Genomic DNA, 15,618 nt, shown 5'->3' with positions numbered 1-15,618 from the left:
TCAGGGCCCCGGCCTGCCCTCAGCGCTCACGACACCCGATCAGCGGAACACGTCGGTGCTCAGATACCGCAGCCCGGAGTCGCACATGATCGTCACCACGGTCGCACTGGGTCCAAGGCGCGCGCAAACGCGCCGCGCCGCGACCACGTGGTCGGTCGCGATCACTATCGTCGGCAGCGGGCCGGCCTCGCGCGCCGTTACGTAGAGCGTCGGCCCCGCCACCACGGATAACGACTGCCCGAAGGGGACGCCCCCCCCCGCTGGCTCGACCTAAATAATGGACGGCTGCGAGCCTGAAAGGTGTATGCTACCGCCGTTAATTCGGGACTGCCTCGCCGTACGCCTCGTACGCACCACCGCCGTCGTTTCTTTTCAGGTCCGTCGTTTTCCGTTCCACTCGTCAATCGATTCACCTCGCTGGAGGAAGAATGAGATTCGTTCAATCGGTGGCGTTCGTCTCGGTACTGTCGGTGCCGATGCTGGCCGCGGCGCAGGCTCAGCTGCCGCCCGCGGCCACGACGAAGGTGGACTACACGAAAGACGTAAAACCGCTGTTGCAGCAGAACTGCTACAGCTGCCATGGGCCCGAGGTGCAGCAGGCCGGCCTCCGTCTTGACTTGCGGCAGAACGCGCTGCGGGGCGGCGACTACGGCCCGGTGATCGTCCCCGGGAAGAGCACGGAGAGCAAGCTGATTCACCGCCTGGTTGGCGGCGATGGCGGCATGCAGATGCCCCCGACCGGTGCGCTGCTCGCGGAAGAGGTCGGCCTGCTGCGCGCCTGGGTCGATCAGGGCGCGGAATTTGTCAACGAGGTGGCCGACGAAGCGCCGCCCAGGCCCATCGATCCAATGCTGGCCGCCCTGATCACTGCCGTGCGGACAACATCGAAGGCCCAGGTGAAACCGCTCCTCGCCGCCAGTCGTGATTCGGCCAGGAGCGCGGACCCGGGGGGATCGACGTTGCTCCATCACGCGGCCGGCTTCGGTACGATCGACACGATGACGATGCTGCTCGACGCAGGGGCCGAGGTGAACGCGAAGAACCGTCGCGGCTCGACCCCGCTGCACTGGGGCATCGACAACGAGGCGAAAGTGCGGCTACTCATTGCTCGCGGCGCAGCCGTCAACGTGAAGCAGGTCGAGGGGCGCACGCCACTCTATCAAGCCGCCGCCATGTCGAACACGCACTCCGTCGTCAAGCAGCTGCTGGCGGCCGGCGCCGATCCGAACTTGGCGATGGCCAACGGGCGCACGCCCCTGATGGCGGCCGCCCAGCGCGGCGACCTCGAGGTGATGCGCATGCTCGTGGCCGCGAACGCGACCGTCGACGCCAGAAACGGCGCCGGCGAAACCGCGCTGATCCTGGCCTCGGGCGACGGGTCACCGGCCGCGGTCCGGTTCCTCATTGAAAAAGGCGCGGACGTGCAGGCCCGCACGAAACGGAATGAAACAGCCCTCGGCAACGCCAGCACGGCGGGCGTCGAGGGCACCGTCGATCTGCTGCTCGAGCATGGCGCCGAGGTGAACGTCCGTAACGTCCGCGGGTACTCGCCGTTGTTGCTGGCCGCCAGCTCCGACGCGGTCCCGGCCGGCGTCGTCAAGACGCTGCTCGCCAAGGGCGCCGATACGAGCTTCGTTGGCGACTACGACGAGACGGCGCGCGACATGGCCAGCCGGCGCGGCGACACCGAGGTCACCCGCCTCCTTGGCGGCGTCACGCCCGCCCAGGTTGCCGCGGTGGCATCGCACCTCTCGGTCGGTGCTGGCACGCGACGCCCAATTGCCGACGCCATTTCTCAGGCACTCGCCATGATTGTCACGCAAAGCCACACCTTCATCCGCGTGGGCGGCTGCAACTCGTGCCACTCCCAGGACCTGCCGTCCGCCGTCGTCGGCTACGCACGCAGCCGAGGGCTGCGCATCGCGCACGACATACCGCAGCTGCCGCAGTCAATGCTGCCCTCGCCAGACCGGTTGATGGACCTGAGCGGTGTCATCAGCGCGCCGAGCATCGCGTGGGAACTGGTGGACTTCGGCATGAACGGGGTGCCAAAGAGCGCGTTCACCGACGGCGCGGCGCGCGCCATTCTGTCGATGCAGTCGGCCAATGGCAGCTGGTCGGGCAACGAGAGCCGGCGACCGCCGATGAACGCCGGCGACTTCCAGTCGGCGGCGGTGTGCATCTTCGCGCTGAAGCACTACACGCCCGCGGGCATGACCACCCGCGGTAGCGAGGCGATCGCGCGCGCGGTGCGGTGGTTGGAAACCGCGACCCCGCGCACGACACAGGACCGCGCGTTCCATGCTTTGGCGCTCGCCTGGGCGAACGACGGGGCCGAAAACGCGAAGAGCTCCGCCCGCGCGCTCATTGCGCTGCAGCAGCCGGATGGCGGTTGGCAGCAGCTGCCCGGGATGCCGGCCGACGCCTATGCCACGGGGCAGGCGCTTTTCGCCCTGTTGATTGCCGGCAAATTACCCTCGACCGACCCGGCCGTCCAAAAGGGTATCGATTACCTGCTGAGGACGCAGGCGGCGGACGGAACCTGGCACGTGCAAACGCGAGCCATCTGGCTGCAGCCGTACTTCGAGAGCGGCTTCCCGTATGGACGCGACCAGTTCATCTCGACCGCCGGCACTGCCTGGGCGGCGATGGCACTGGCAGCGGTGGCGCCACAGCAGCCCGGTACGTCGGTCGCACGGAGATAGCTTGACAATGCGTGGGCCCGGACCGGCGACCGGGTACGTGGCCCACGCGTCTCACCCGCTGCAGATCCGTGTGCCACGCCGTCGGGTCCTGTCATGATAGGGACCCGCCATGACCGAGCGTGAACTCTGCGACAGTTTTCTCGACACGTCCCTGCCCGCCGATCAATTTCATCACCGGCAGCACGTGCACATGGCATGGCTGTTCGTCCAGCAGCACAGCATGCCTGCGGCTCTCGGCGAGTTCAGCGAGGCCCTCAAGCGCTTCGCCGCCGCCAAGGGGGCGCACGGGCTGTACCACGAGACCATCACGTGGGCGTTCCTGCTGATCATCGCCGAGCGCCAGGCGCGCGACCCGCAAGCGACCTGGCCGGCATTTGCCGCCGCTAATCAGGATCTGCTGACGTGGCAGCCGTCCATTCTCGATCGCTACTACTCGAAGGCGCTGCTGTCGTCCGACCTGGCGAAACGAACATTCCTGATGCCGGATTTGGTCCGGCTAAAGCCGGACGCCACATCGGAAACGCGGCCGGACGCCAAGTCTTGACGTTACCGGCCCTCGTCGTGTTCGACCTGGCCGGCACCACCATCGAGGATCGCGGCCAGGTGCCGGCGGCCTTCACCGCGGCCCTCGCGGCGCATGGCATTGTCGCCACCGCCGAGCAGATCACGCGGGTGCGTGGCGCATCGAAGCGACAGGCCATCCGGGCGTTTGTCGCCAGCGACGCCGAGGCATCCCGGGTCTATGCCGCATTTCAGTTGGCGTTGGCCGCGCGGTTTGAGGCCGATCGTGTCAATCCCATCCCCGGGGCGGCCGAGTGCTTCCAGGCACTGCGCCACGCGGGCGCCAGGGTGGCGCTGACGACCGGCTTCGACCGCGACATCACCAACCTGTTGATTGCGGCGCTGTCCTGGCAGGACGTCGCCGACACCATCGTGTGCGGTGATGATGTGGCGCAGGGCCGCCCGGCACCGGATCTGATCCTGCGGGCGATGGCCGAGACCGGCGTGACCCGTCCCACGACGGTCGCTACCGTGGGCGATACGACGCTGGACCTGGAGGCAGGCGCGGCTGCGGGTGTGGGCTGGAATATCGGGGTGTTGTCAGGGGCGCACGGGCGAGACGCGCTCGCGCGCTCGCCGCATACACATCTGGTCCAGTCGGTAGCGGCGTTGCCAGAACTCTGGCGGCCGGCGTAGAGGCGGGACTTCAGTCACGCACTGACAGGTCCGGCTAACCACCTTCGCCGAGGCTTCGGCGGTCAAGAAGCCGGACGCCACATCAAGCGCTTTTTGAGCCTTTGAGGATCTCATCCACCACGAACACGTCCGTCAGGAGGGCGCGCACGTGGATCGAGGCATTCACGTTATCCACCATCTGTGAGCTGATGCCCGGCTGGCCAAGCAACAACCGAATGGCGGCCTGCGTCGCCGCGGCGTCGCGCGCCAGCACTTCCAGGAAGCCGTTGAGGGCGTCGGCCGGACCCACGCCGAGGGCGGTCGCGCACGCCCGATAGGTGTCGGCCAGGCCGGTGAGCGCGGTATCGAAGCGGGTGAGGTGATCGCGGAGCTGCCCGCTGTTGGCAGCTCCTTGATCGCTGTGTATCCCCTGGGCCGCGTAGCCCAGCATCAGTTCGTAGCCGCCTTCAATCGCGTCGGCGCGACGGGCCAGCTCCTCGCGTGCCGCCTCGGGCGTCAGGTTCCCCGAACTCAATTGGAACCGGACTTGTCGGCGACCCAGCGATCCGGATCGTGGTGCTCGAGGTACTGCCGGCGCGAGATGGTGCCGAAGATCATCGACTTGGTGATCCAGAGCTTCTCGGGCCGCAGCGCGAAGTAGATGTGCGCGATGACCAGGCCGACGAAGCCGACGCCCATCAAGCCGTGCACGACGTAGGTGATGCCCCACGTGGCGTCGCTCAGGATGTATGGGTTGCGTTCGACGATCCCGGTACGCACGCGCCACATCATCAGGATGCCGGTCGCGATCACCGCCAGCCCAGCCACCATCACCGCGAGGTGATAGAGGCGGTTGCCGAGCGGATACTTGCCCGGCTTGGGCCCCGGCGCGTCGATGCCCACTTCACGCAGCATCTCGGCCTTGAACTCCGGGATGTCCCGCGGCCCCACCCAGATCGACCAGAAGTCGAGGACGAAGGTGGCGTGCACGATGTGGAACATGATCGACGCGGTCAGCAGGATGCCGGCCATCCAGTGCCAGTAGACCCACGCGAACTGGACCCCGACGATGGGCAGGAACGCGGTGATCAACAGGGTCAGCATGGCAAACGCCATCACCCAGTGGAACACCCGCGACACGAAGCTGTGGCGCAGGATGTTCGCCGGGAGACCCTTCATGTCGGCCTCCATGCGATCCACCTCGGACGCCTCGCGCTTGTGGTGCTGCGAGAACAGCATGTAGCCAGCGTGCGCGAGCAGGAACAACAGGCCGCCAACGAGCGCCGCCCAGAACAGATCCCATGAGATGTGGACGAGAACCGACTCACCCCACGGGCTGCGCGCCCATTCTACGAAGTTGTCCATTCAGCCTCTCCACGAATGGCGCGCTTCACCAGCGCCTTGACCAGCGGGATCTTGTACGCGTTGTGTTTGAGCGGCACCGCGCCCTGCACGGCGAGGTCGGCCGCGAGGTCGGCCGTGGCCTGGTCGCGGGCCTTGCCCCTGATGGCGGCCTCGACCGCGTCGAGCCGCATCGGTTCGGCGGACACGCCGTTGATCACCATGCGTGATTCGCTGATGGTCGAACCCGACATGTTCAGCGAGGCGGCAATGTTGACCAGCGCGAAGTCCCACACCTGGCGATCGCGCACCTTCTCGAAGTAGTGCGCCTTCCCTGCCCACGTGGCCGGGATGCGGATCGCGGTAAGCAAATCGCCCTGTCGCAGCACCGTGAGCCGGGTGATGTCGATGCCGGGGCCGATGAAGAACTCGCGGGCCGGCACGACGCGCTCGGCCGAGCCGCGCCTGATCACGAACTCGGCATCGAGCGCGACGAGCGCTGGGGCCGTGTCGGACGGGTTCACCGCGACACACCGGTCGGCGTTGAAGATCGCGTGCTCGCGATTGAGCGCCGTAGGCGTGTCGGCGTAGCAGATGTTGCCACCGGCGCGATAACACGGCCAGCCGGCGCGGTAGTACCAGCAGCGCGCGTCCTGCGACACGTTGCCGCCGACGGTGCCCTGGTTGCGAATCTGCGGCGAGGCGACAATCAACGCCGCCTCGGCCAGCAGCGGGAACCGCTCCTTGACCAACGGGTCGTTGGCAACCGTCGTCAGCGTCGTCATGGCGCCGATCTCGAGGCCGCCGGCGGCGTCCTTGATGCCGCGCAGTTCATCGACCATGCCGAGGTCAACGACGACCTTCGGCTGCTTGATGCGATCCTTCAACCAGTCGAAGGTATCCATCCCGCCGGCCATCACCCAGGCGTCGGCGCCATGGCGGTCGAGAATTCCGAGCGCATCACCCACACTCGCGGGTTGGAAGAGCTCAAATGCCGACATTACGTCACGAATCGGTGGCATCTTCGTTTCCCCTTTAGATGAACGCCTGAAGCGGGTTGGCCATCATCGACTTGCGTCCGTTGGCCAACGTCGCGGCGATGTCTTCCGGCAGCACCGGTGTGCGCCGGATGATGTCGTCGCCGACCGCGTCGGCCAGCGCCGCCAGCACCGCGCCGGCTGCCGCGACGGTTGACGGCTCGCCGATGCCCTTGGCGCCGGTTGGGTTGGTCGGATCCGGCAGCCCCACGGCGGCCCACCTGGCATTGGTGGGGACATCCAGCATCGTCGGCGGTTTGTTGTTATACATGCGGCCCGAGAGGCCCGCGCCGTACTGCGGGTCGTAGACCAGCTTCTGGCTGCGGATGTGGCCGATGCCCTGCAAGCTGCCGCCGTTGATCTGGCCGCCGAGCGAGTTCGGGTGAATCACCGTGCCGACGTCGGCGACGCCGACGAAGTCAACGATGGTCCAGACGCCGGTTTCGACGTCGACCTCGACTTCGGCAAACGCCGACATGAAGCCGTAGGTCTGGCCATCACGCGGCAGGTTGTCGCGGGCCACGCCCATCAACCCCCGGCCCTTGTGCGCCGCCGCGGCCGCCTTGGTCATGGCGTTCAGTTCCTTCGGCACTTCCGTGCCGTCATAGATCCCGCCGAGCGCAATCGCGCGTTCGGCCGCCTTGGCCCAGGTCAGCCGGAGACCGCCGCCCTTGCGGATGACGCCCTGCGCATTGGTGTCGTACTGATCCGGGGTGCCGCCAAAGTCCTTCGCAGCGATCTCGGTCAGCTTCTTCTTCAGGTCGTTGCCCGTCGCGAAGTTGGCGCGGGTGTGGGCGTAGGTCGTCTGGCTGCCCGCCTGGATCGAGGACCACGGCAGGCCCTTCGAGGTGTCGCCCCAGACCACTTCGCAGTTTTCCCACGGCACATTCGAGACCTCGGCGATGACGCGCGCCGTGTCCATCACCGAGTGCGTGCCGAGGTTGCCGATGCCCTGGTGAATCTCCAGCTTGCCGTCAGGCCGCAGGATGCAGAGGCCGTCAACACCGATCGAACCGGCGGTGTAGGCGCCCGTCCCGACGCCGATGCCACGCACCTTGCTGCCGGTGCGCTTGCCGCTGTTGGCCTTGCGCGCTTCCCACCCGAACAGCTCGGCGCCCTGGTCGAGGCACTCTTTCACGAAGCAGCTGGTCAGCTTGTTGCGCGGACGTCCCGGTGGTGTGTCTGGCGCGACGAGGCCGAACAGTGCCTGACCTTCGGGCGCGTTCATCCGTCGAATCGCGACCTGGTCGATGCCCAGTTTCTTCGCGGCTTCATGCACCAACGGCTCGAACCAGACCGAGGCCTGCAACCCGCCCGGCGCCCGCTGCGACGTGCCCGGCGGCGTGTTCGTCGCGACCGAGAGGCCGCGGAAGCGCATGTTCGGCGCCTGGAACAACAACGAGCCCAGGTTCGCGGTGGTGGCGTGATCGCCCTGGCGGCGATACGGACCGGCGGCTTCGACGATGAAGGTGTCGATCGCGGTGACGCGGCCGTCCTTCTTGAAGCCCATCTTGATCCAGCCCTGATAGCCGGGACGCGTGCGGCCGATGTAGGTCTCTTCGGCGCGCGAAATGCGCATCATCACCGGGCGGCCATTGAGCTTCTTCGACATCAGCGCCGGAATCGCCATCGACTGCGCGCCCGGAATCTTGCTGCCGAAACCGCCGCCCGTGTACTCGCTGATCAGCACGAGCTCTTCGGGCTTCACGCCCACCCAGTTGGCCACTGCCGCCACCGTGCGCGCCAGGCTCTGCGTCGACACGTGCATGTAGCACTTGCCGTTCTGCCAGTACGCCATGGCCGACCGCGATTCAAGCGGCTGGTGCGACGTGGTCTGTTGGTACATGTCGCGCTCGACGATGAGATCGGCTTCGGCGAAGCCCTTCGCGACATCGCCGAATACGGTGGTCTCGGTGGCTTCGGCGTTCACGGGGAACTTGCCGGAATCGACAATGGCCATGTCGTCGGCCGTCCACTTGAGCGTGCGCATGCTCGGGCCCACGAACACGTTGCCCTGCGTGCGACCGTTCGGCGAGCCCGGCCGCAGGGCCTGGAGCGGATCGATCACAAACGGCAGCGGCTCGAACGTGACGACGATCTTGTCGATCGCAGCGGAGGCCAGCTCTTCGCTGTCGGCCGCGACCGCGAGAATGGGCTCACCCTCGTAGACCGGCTCGTCGGTGAGCGCGAACTCGGGGGGCATGGGCGGCGAAGGCGGCGCGGCCGCAGCAGCGGCAGCAGGTGCGCCAGCGGCGCCAGCAGCCGGAGCGGCACCGGCAGCGGGAGCGGCGCCTGCGGCCGGGGCCGGAGGAGCGGCCGCCGGAGGCGGTGTGGGCGGAGGCGGCGGTGCCGGCAAGTCCTTGGCGGTCAGGATGCCGTGCACGCCCGGCATGGCCAGGGCGGCCGAGGCGTCGATGTTGATCACGCGCGCATGCGGGCGCGGGCTCGGCATCAACTTGATGAAGACCATGCCCTCGGCACGAAAGTCTTCGGCGTACCTGGCCTTGCCGGTGACCTTCGCGACCAGGTCGGCGGTGACGTAATTCTTGCCGAGGAGCCGGAACTCCATCTTCTTGGGCGGCTCGACGGGCTTGGCCGGCGCGACGGGTGTAGCCGGCGCGACCGGCCTCTGCTGTTCAGCCATGGTTTACGCCCCCCTCGACTTGTCGGCTGCCACCATCATGACATCCAGGATCTTGTTGTAATCGGCGCACCGGCACAGGTTGCCGGAAATGCCGTGCGCCATTTGCTCGCGCGTCGGCGTGGGATTGGTCTTGAGGAAGCCCACCGTGGCCATAACGAAGCCCGGCATGCAGAAGGCGCACTGGAAGCCCTGGCCATCGACCACGGCCTGCTGCACCGGGTGCAGCGTGCCATCGGGAGCCGCGAGTCCTTCAATGCTCTGAATCTTCTTGCCGCGCACGCTGTGCGTCAGCACTGAACACGCATACCGCGGCACATCGTCCACCAGCACCGTGCAGGCGCCACACTCCGACCGGTCACAACCGAGCTTGGTGCCGGTCAGACCGAGCTTGTAGCGCAAGGTGTTGGAGAGCGTCTCGTTCTTCAGCACGTCCACACGGCGCTGCTGGCCGTTGACGTCGAGCGTGATGAGACGTTCGACCGCACCCGCCATGCCATCGTTTTGGCCCATGATGGTGGTGCGGAAGAGGTATGCCGACGCAGAAACGGTCGCGCCAGCTGCGATCACACCCTTGATGAAGTTCCGTCGCGAATGGCCGGGCTGTGGGCCCGGAACGCCTGTCATACCTTCTTGACTCATTGAGCCATCCCCCCAGAATTTCTGCGCATGATAGCACCAACTGTTCCGATGGAATACGCCGACTGCGGTCGTAGATTCAACCTGAACGAACGTTCAAGACTGGACTAGACCCTGCGGACTCGCCCCTCGGCCGCACGCGTGAGCCGATCCACGACGGCGAGCCCTAGACCGCCGGCGTCGGTGGCGGTCGCCAGGATATAGGAGACGCCGCAGGCATCAAGCGCCCTCAACCCGGCGAACAACTCCCGCGCCGACCGCTCCGGATCGCTTCGCGACCCATAGGGCTGCACTTCCACGCGCCCCGTTGCCGCCAACGGAGCCAGCTCCGGCGCGAGAGCACGGAGATCCTCCTCGGGCGCGAGGATGCCGACGCGCGCGCCCCTGGCGGTCAGCGTCCTGGTATCGGCGGCCACTCGAGCCACGGCCAGGTGGGCGGCGCCCAGATAGAGGGTCAATTCCGCTTGCGGCGCATAGTGCCGCGTCAGTTGACCGGGCGCAACCTGCGCCACCCCGGCGCTGCCCTGATCGTTGACGGCCACCACTTCCGGCACCACGCTGCGGATCTGCTCGAGCGTCAATCCACCGGGCCGGCGCATCACGGGCGGGTCCACGGTGAAGTCCACGATGGTCGACTCGACGCCGATGTCGGTGGCGCCGCCGTCGAGCACGACATCGATCCGGCCGTCGAGATCGGCGAGCACGTGCGCGGCGGTCGTGGGACTCGGCCGCGAGAACCGGTTGGCGCTCGGCGCTGCCACCGGCACTCCCGCCATCTCCATCAGCGCGCGCGCGACCCGGTGCGAGGGCACCCGCACCGCGACGCTGGGCAAGCCGGCGGTCACGCTGTCGGGGATCTGCGGCTTCTTCGGCAGGATGATCGTGAGCGGCCCTGCCCAGAAGGCCAGGCCCAGCTTCCGCGCCGCCGGCGGCACCTGCGACGCGCACATGGACAGTTGCCCGATGTGGGCAATGTGCACGATGAGGGGATCGGTAGCGGGCCGCCCCTTGGCCTCGAAAATCTTCGCCACCGCCGCGGGATCCAGCGCGTTGGCGCCAAGGCCATAGACGGTCTCGGTCGGAAACGCCACGAGCTTGCCGTCGCGAATGGCCTGCGCCGCTTCCTCCACGACGCCGGGATCGGGCTGGCTGGGATCGACTTTCAGGACACGGGTCTTCATTGGCTCGGAATCTTCAAGGCATCACTACCAATCAGGAGTTGGATCACGCGGCTGTAGCTTCGCACACCTTCTTCGACCCCTTGCGACTTCAGCAACTGATCGTACGTGGACCATGCCACGCGTTCGACGGGTTGCACCAGCGCTTTCAGCCGTTCACGAATCGCCTGCTGATCCCGGCGCGGCCCTTCTGCCAACGGCTCGAGCACCAGCCGCTGCGTCACCGGCTGCAGCTGGTTCGAGGCTTCCGACACCAGGTCCAGCCACACGCTATATTCCGCGGCGGGGCCCGCACGCAGCGCCGCGAGGTAGCCGACGAAGCTGGCATCCGATTCAGGAGCGAAGCCCGACAAGTGCGCCCACTCGTGCGCGAGCACCGCCGGCCGCTCGGGGCCGGTCAGGTCCGGATTGAGCAGCGTCTCGAGGAAGAACGGCGCGAGTTGTCCACTGACGCCGGAAGCGCGATAGAACGGCGACAGGATCGACGACTTGGGCTGCGCCAGCAGGGTCGGACGTGGACGTCCCAGTTCGCGCTCCACCTGGTGCAGCGCGTCGGCCAGTGCCGACGGCCGGTCGTGAATCCCGGGGAACCCGGCGGCATGCGCCGCCGCGTAGGTGCGGTTGGCCTCGCGAACCGCGTGCTCCGCGAGCAAGCGCACGGCGATTGGCGTGATGCGCGACTCGTCGAAAGACATGACCGACTCGAGCGGCGGACGCACGTAGTTCAGCCCCCACGCAGCGACGAACCACAGGTAGACGATCGAGGCGCCAGCGAGCGTCGCGAACAAGCCGCGGCCAATCGGCTTAAACCACCGCTCGCGACGAATACGGCGCAGCCAGTAGATCCAGCCGCCGATCAGCAGCGCGATGACGATGCCGAGAGTGAAATCAAACAGCGGCCACGCCGCGCGATTCGAGAACGCCGTCAGGTTGGCTTGAAGCGCGGGATACAGCCAGCGCGCGTAGAACCGTTCCACGGTTACCGGCGCGGGCGGAAAGCCAGCAAGAATCGCCGCGATGGCGATCGGTGTCAGTTGAAGGAGAGTCTTTGCGGAGAGTTTCAAGGTTGGTCGGGATGCCGAGATTCGAACTCGGGACCTCCTGCACCCCAAGCAGGCGCGCTACCAGGCTACGCTACATCCCGTCCAGACTTGCGCTGACGGACTTCAGGGGTAAATCGATTCTATTTTCTCTTGGCGGCTTTCGCTACTGTCTTCTTCTTCGCCTCGGCGGGCGCAGGCGGAGGCACCAATTGCAGCTCTGCGGCCTCGACACCGTCTTTGGAGAGCATCTGCAGGATCGACTGCAGCCCGGTCTTCACGTGCCGCAGGCGGTCCAGCACGCGATCGCCGACGACCTCTTCCACCAGCATCGCCGCCGCGCCGCTGTCGGGGCCTTCGCCGTCTTCGTCCAGGCGCCTGCGGGCGCCCGACAAGGTCAGGCCTTCATCGAAGACGAGCTGCTTGATGCGGAGGACCAGCTCGACGTCCGAGCGGCGATAGAGGCGCGGGCCGCCGCCGGCCGGCACCTGGCCGATTTGCGGGAACTCGGCTTCCCAGGACCGCAATACGTACGGCTGAACCTGCACCACTTCGCAGACGTCCGCGGCCTTGAATAGCTCGCGCTTGGGTGCAGCCATCGAGGCAATATCCAGCGGGGAGTATAGCACGCAGGCCCTAGCGGCCCGACCGCCGCGGCCCCTTGCCGGCGCGCGACTTCTTCGACAAGTTCGGCTGCGCCGCGCGCGACTTCTGCTTCGCCGACACGGGCTTGCTCTTCCCCTTACCCGCCTTACCCGCCTCACCCGCCCGACCAGCCCCACCCGCCTTACCAGCCCCACCCGCCTTACCCACCCTGGCTCGGTCGTGAACAGGCTTGTCCCAGGCCCCACCCGCCTTACCTGCCTTACCAGCCCTACCCGCCCCACCCGCCTTACTAGCCGCCTTCAAGCGCTCGTGCTTGGAGCGCTTCGAGCCGGGCCCCTTGCGAACCGGGCTGCGCCGCTCGGGCGCACGCTCTCGCGCCGTCTTGCGCGCATCGTCGCCGCGCTGCTCGGCGCGGCCGCGAATCTGGATGCGGATCGGCGCGCCCAGAAACTGGTATTCCTCGCGCAGGCGGTTCTCGAGAAAACGCTCGTACGAAAAGTGCAGCTTCGTGAGGCTGTTGGTGAACAGGATGAACGTCGGCGGCGCCACGGCCGCCTGCGCGGCGTACATGACGCGCATGTTGCGGCGGCTCGCCGTGACCGGGGGCGCGGCGCTCGTGATCTTCTCGATGAAGCGATTCAGTTCACCGGTGGGCACCCGCTTGCGCGTCGCGGCGTAAACCTTGTCCACCATCTCCAGCAGTTTCGGCGTGCGCTCGCCGGTGGCGGCCGAGATGTGCAGGATCGGCGCGAAGTCGAGGAACTTGAGTTGATACCGCAGGTTCTCGTCGAACACCTTCGCCGCCTCGGGTCCCTGCTCTTTCATGAGGTCCCACTTGTTGGCGGCGACAATCACGCCGCGGCCAGCATCCTTCGCGGCGCCGGCAATGGCGCCGTCCTGGTCGGTGGGGCCGACGGTCGCATCGATCACCAGCACGACGACGTCGGCGCGCTCGATGGCGCGCTTGGCCAGCATCACGCTGAGGGTTTCGACCTGCCCCGACTTCGAAACCTTACCGGGCTTGCGAATGCCGGCGGTGTCGACGATGCGGAACTGCCGGCGATGCCACATCAGTACCGAATCCACCGAGTCGCGCGTGGTGCCCGGCATCTCGGACACGATCATGCGCTCCTCGCGCAGCAGCCGGTTCACCAGCGACGACTTGCCCGCGTTGGGCCGGCCGACAATGGCGATGGCGGTTTCGACGGGGGTATCGTCGGCGGCCTCAACCGCGGCTTCGTCATCAATGACAGGCTCCGGCTCCACCGCCCTCGACCGGGTCTGCGGAAGGATCGCCACGATCACCTCGAGCAGGTCGCCGACGGCTTGCCCATGCTCGGCGCTGATTTCGACGACCGAGTCGAAACCCATCTTGTACAACTCGAGCGCGCCGTCGCGGCCGCGGCGGTCATCCATCTTGTTAATGGCCAGGATCACGGGCACGCCGGTTTCACGGGCGGCGGCGGCAATCTCCTGGTCGCCGGGAATCAGGCCCTCGCGGCCATCGACGACGAAGATGATGAGCTCGGCGGACTTGAGCGCGCGTTGTCCCCGCTCGACCACCAGTTCGTGCAGCGGATCTTCACTGGCCCCGAACAGGCCGCCGGTATCGGTCAGGTCAAACCGCGCGTCGCCCCACGTGACCGGATGGGTAATGACGTCGCGCGTCGTCCCGGCAATGGAGGTGACGATCGACCGCCGGGCGCCGCTCAAGCGATTGAACAGCGTCGACTTACCGACATTTGGCCGGCCGACCAGCACGACGCGGGGCAAGGGCTTCTGTGACACGATTCCCTCTATCTTACAGGTTTAAAAGGGCTTGCGGCGGACTCTCCCCTACAGCCCTGCACGCGGCTGCCGATAAATACATCCAGACAAAGCACTTATCCGTTTGACAGCGTAAGTGCCCTGATTTAAGCTAGTTACACTGATCGAGGAGCGACCAGGGAGCATGATCAAGGTCGACATCGTGAACGAGGTCTCGCGGGTGGCAGACGTCACCAAGGTGAAGGCCGAGCTGGCAGTGGATGCGGTATTTGAAGCGATGCGTCACTCGATGCAGCGCGGCGAACGCATTGAGCTGCGGGGGTTTGGCGTGTTTCAGGTAAAGCCCAGAAAGCGCGGGATTGGCCGCAATCCCCGGACCGGCAAGGAAGTGCGCATCCCGCCGGGCCGGACCATTCGCTTCAAGCCCGGCAAGGAACTGCAGAACATCGGTTAAGGCCCGTGCACCCGCCCCCGGGGCCGCCAGGTCCCTCGTCTTTGCCCATTCCAGATCCGGTCGATCGGTACGACGATTTCGTGCCGGTCTTCGTGCCGGCCGAGCTGCCACCACCCGACCACGGCAGGCTGTGGGTCCAACTCGCCTTGCTGGCCGCAACACTCGTCACGACCACGCTGGCCGGCGGTTGCCACTACTACAGCTTCTCGATCGACCTGGCGACGGTCAATGACCTGCCGGCTGATCCCGCCGCGAGTTCCATCTTTGCCGAGCCGATGTTCTGGGTCCGCGGCCTTTGGTATAGCCTCACCATCCTGGCCATTCTCGGCTGCCACGAGATGGGGCACTACATCGCGTGCCTGCGCTACGGCGTGGAGGCAACGCGTCCCTACTTCCTGCCGGCGCCCGTCTTCCTCACCGGCACGCTCGGCGCCTTTATCCGGATCCGAACGCGCATCCCGAACAAGATTGCCCTTTTCGATATTGGCATCGCCGGCCCGCTGGCCGGCTTCGTCGTCGCGGTGCCGGCGTTGTTCATCGGGGTCTGGCTCTCGCGGGTCGATCGGCTGCCCGCCGACGCCTCGAACCTGATCGAACTGGGCGAGCCGCTGCTGTTCCGGTTCGCGGCGTGGCTGATCTGGGGCGACGTCGGCGACGGCTACTCCATCAACATGCATCCGATGGCGTTTGCGGCGTGGTTCGGGCTGCTCGCCACGGCCCTCAACCTTTTCCCGATCGCACAACTGGACGGTGGTCACATTGCCTATGCGGTGTTCGGCCACCGCGCCACGGCCATCACCATCGTGATGGTGGGCGTCGCCGTTGGCCTGACCTACGTCTCATCCAGCTGGATCGCCTGGACGGTGCTGCTGGTGATCATGATTGCGCTGATGGGCCCGCGGCATCCACCGACCCTGAACGACGATGAGCCTTTGGATCGCGGACGGCTGGTGCTGGCGGGCGTCGCCCTGGCGATCCTGATCGTCTGCTTCACGCCCGCGCCGATTGGGCCCTTCCTCGGCGCGCCCTGATCT

The 15,618-nt window shown here is 66.7% G+C and carries 14 protein-coding genes, 1 tRNA gene and 1 pseudogene; 5 read left to right on the top strand and 11 right to left on the bottom strand.

Translation table 11 applies throughout. The features are described 5' to 3' along the window. Positions 1–39: 39 nt before the first annotated feature. Positions 40–150 (bottom strand): annotated as a pseudogene (locus Q8T13_03090) (cysteine synthase). 278 nt (positions 151–428) lie between these two features. On the opposite strand from Q8T13_03090, the gene Q8T13_03085 reads away from it, so the two are divergent. The 3 genes from Q8T13_03085 (at position 429) to Q8T13_03075 (ending at position 3,902) form a co-directional block, all read left to right on the top strand. Beyond that, entirely contained in the window at positions 429–2,705 is a 2,277-nt protein-coding gene (locus Q8T13_03085) for an ankyrin repeat domain-containing protein (GenBank protein MDP3716732.1), read from the top strand. Positions 2,706–2,814: 109 nt separating this feature from the next. After that, positions 2,815–3,249 carry a hypothetical protein gene (locus Q8T13_03080; GenBank protein ID MDP3716731.1) on the top strand — a complete coding sequence of 145 codons (435 nt, stop codon included), beginning with the start codon at positions 2,815–2,817 and terminating at the stop codon, positions 3,247–3,249. Beyond that, on the top strand, positions 3,246–3,902 hold the full coding sequence (locus Q8T13_03075; protein MDP3716730.1) for a phosphonatase-like hydrolase: 657 nt from the start codon (positions 3,246–3,248) through the stop codon (positions 3,900–3,902). Before Q8T13_03080 ends, Q8T13_03075 begins: the two co-directional genes overlap by 4 nt. Before the next feature lie 82 nt (positions 3,903–3,984). Here the strand turns inward: Q8T13_03075 and Q8T13_03070 are convergent, their stop codons facing one another. The 10 genes from Q8T13_03070 to der all read right to left on the bottom strand — a co-directional run bounded on the left by Q8T13_03070 (position 3,985) and on the right by der (position 14,151). Then, positions 3,985–4,416, bottom strand: coding sequence for a hypothetical protein (locus Q8T13_03070; GenBank protein MDP3716729.1), 432 nt, complete (start codon positions 4,414–4,416; stop codon positions 3,985–3,987). Continuing rightward, on the bottom strand, positions 4,413–5,246 hold the full coding sequence (locus Q8T13_03065) for a cytochrome b/b6 domain-containing protein (GenBank protein ID MDP3716728.1): 834 nt from the start codon (positions 5,244–5,246) through the stop codon (positions 4,413–4,415). The genes Q8T13_03070 and Q8T13_03065 overlap by 4 nt, the downstream gene beginning before the upstream one ends. Beyond that, positions 5,231–6,244: a xanthine dehydrogenase family protein subunit M gene (locus tag Q8T13_03060; protein ID MDP3716727.1), complete on the bottom strand. Its 1,014-nt coding sequence runs from the start codon at positions 6,242–6,244 to the stop codon at positions 5,231–5,233. Before Q8T13_03060 ends, Q8T13_03065 begins: the two co-directional genes overlap by 16 nt. Before the next feature lie 13 nt (positions 6,245–6,257). Next, the gene (locus Q8T13_03055) at positions 6,258–8,903 is read right to left on the bottom strand and encodes a xanthine dehydrogenase family protein (GenBank protein ID MDP3716726.1); all 2,646 of its coding nucleotides are present in this window, start codon (positions 8,901–8,903) and stop codon (positions 6,258–6,260) included. Positions 8,904–8,906: 3 nt separating this feature from the next. Beyond that, on the bottom strand, positions 8,907–9,470 hold the full coding sequence (locus tag Q8T13_03050) for a (2Fe-2S)-binding protein (protein MDP3716725.1): 564 nt from the start codon (positions 9,468–9,470) through the stop codon (positions 8,907–8,909). Positions 9,471–9,646: 176 nt separating this feature from the next. Beyond that, positions 9,647–10,720 carry an L-threonylcarbamoyladenylate synthase gene (locus Q8T13_03045; protein MDP3716724.1) on the bottom strand — a complete coding sequence of 358 codons (1,074 nt, stop codon included), beginning with the start codon at positions 10,718–10,720 and terminating at the stop codon, positions 9,647–9,649. After that, positions 10,717–11,781, bottom strand: coding sequence for a DUF3810 family protein (locus tag Q8T13_03040; GenBank protein ID MDP3716723.1), 1,065 nt, complete (start codon positions 11,779–11,781; stop codon positions 10,717–10,719). The genes Q8T13_03045 and Q8T13_03040 overlap by 4 nt, the downstream gene beginning before the upstream one ends. A gap of 3 nt (positions 11,782–11,784) precedes the next feature. Beyond that, positions 11,785–11,861 (bottom strand) — tRNA-Pro (locus Q8T13_03035). A gap of 39 nt (positions 11,862–11,900) precedes the next feature. After that, on the bottom strand, positions 11,901–12,356 hold the full coding sequence (locus Q8T13_03030) for a MerR family transcriptional regulator (GenBank protein ID MDP3716722.1): 456 nt from the start codon (positions 12,354–12,356) through the stop codon (positions 11,901–11,903). A gap of 37 nt (positions 12,357–12,393) precedes the next feature. Beyond that, a complete protein-coding gene (gene der / locus Q8T13_03025) occupies positions 12,394–14,151 on the bottom strand; it encodes a ribosome biogenesis GTPase Der (GenBank protein ID MDP3716721.1) in 1,758 nt (585 codons plus the stop codon). A 163-nt stretch (positions 14,152–14,314) separates the two neighbouring features. Between der and Q8T13_03020 the strand changes: the two genes are divergently transcribed. Both Q8T13_03020 and Q8T13_03015 read left to right on the top strand, forming a co-directional pair. Then, on the top strand, positions 14,315–14,584 hold the full coding sequence (locus Q8T13_03020) for an HU family DNA-binding protein (GenBank protein MDP3716720.1): 270 nt from the start codon (positions 14,315–14,317) through the stop codon (positions 14,582–14,584). 41 nt (positions 14,585–14,625) lie between these two features. Next, a complete protein-coding gene (locus Q8T13_03015; protein MDP3716719.1) occupies positions 14,626–15,615 on the top strand; it encodes a site-2 protease family protein in 990 nt (329 codons plus the stop codon). Positions 15,616–15,618: the final 3 nt, after the last annotated feature.

The organism is Acidobacteriota bacterium (assembly GCA_030697165.1).
Lineage (GTDB): Bacteria > Acidobacteriota > Vicinamibacteria > Vicinamibacterales > UBA2999 > 12-FULL-67-14b.
This window is presented reverse-complemented; position numbering and strand designations above follow the sequence as displayed.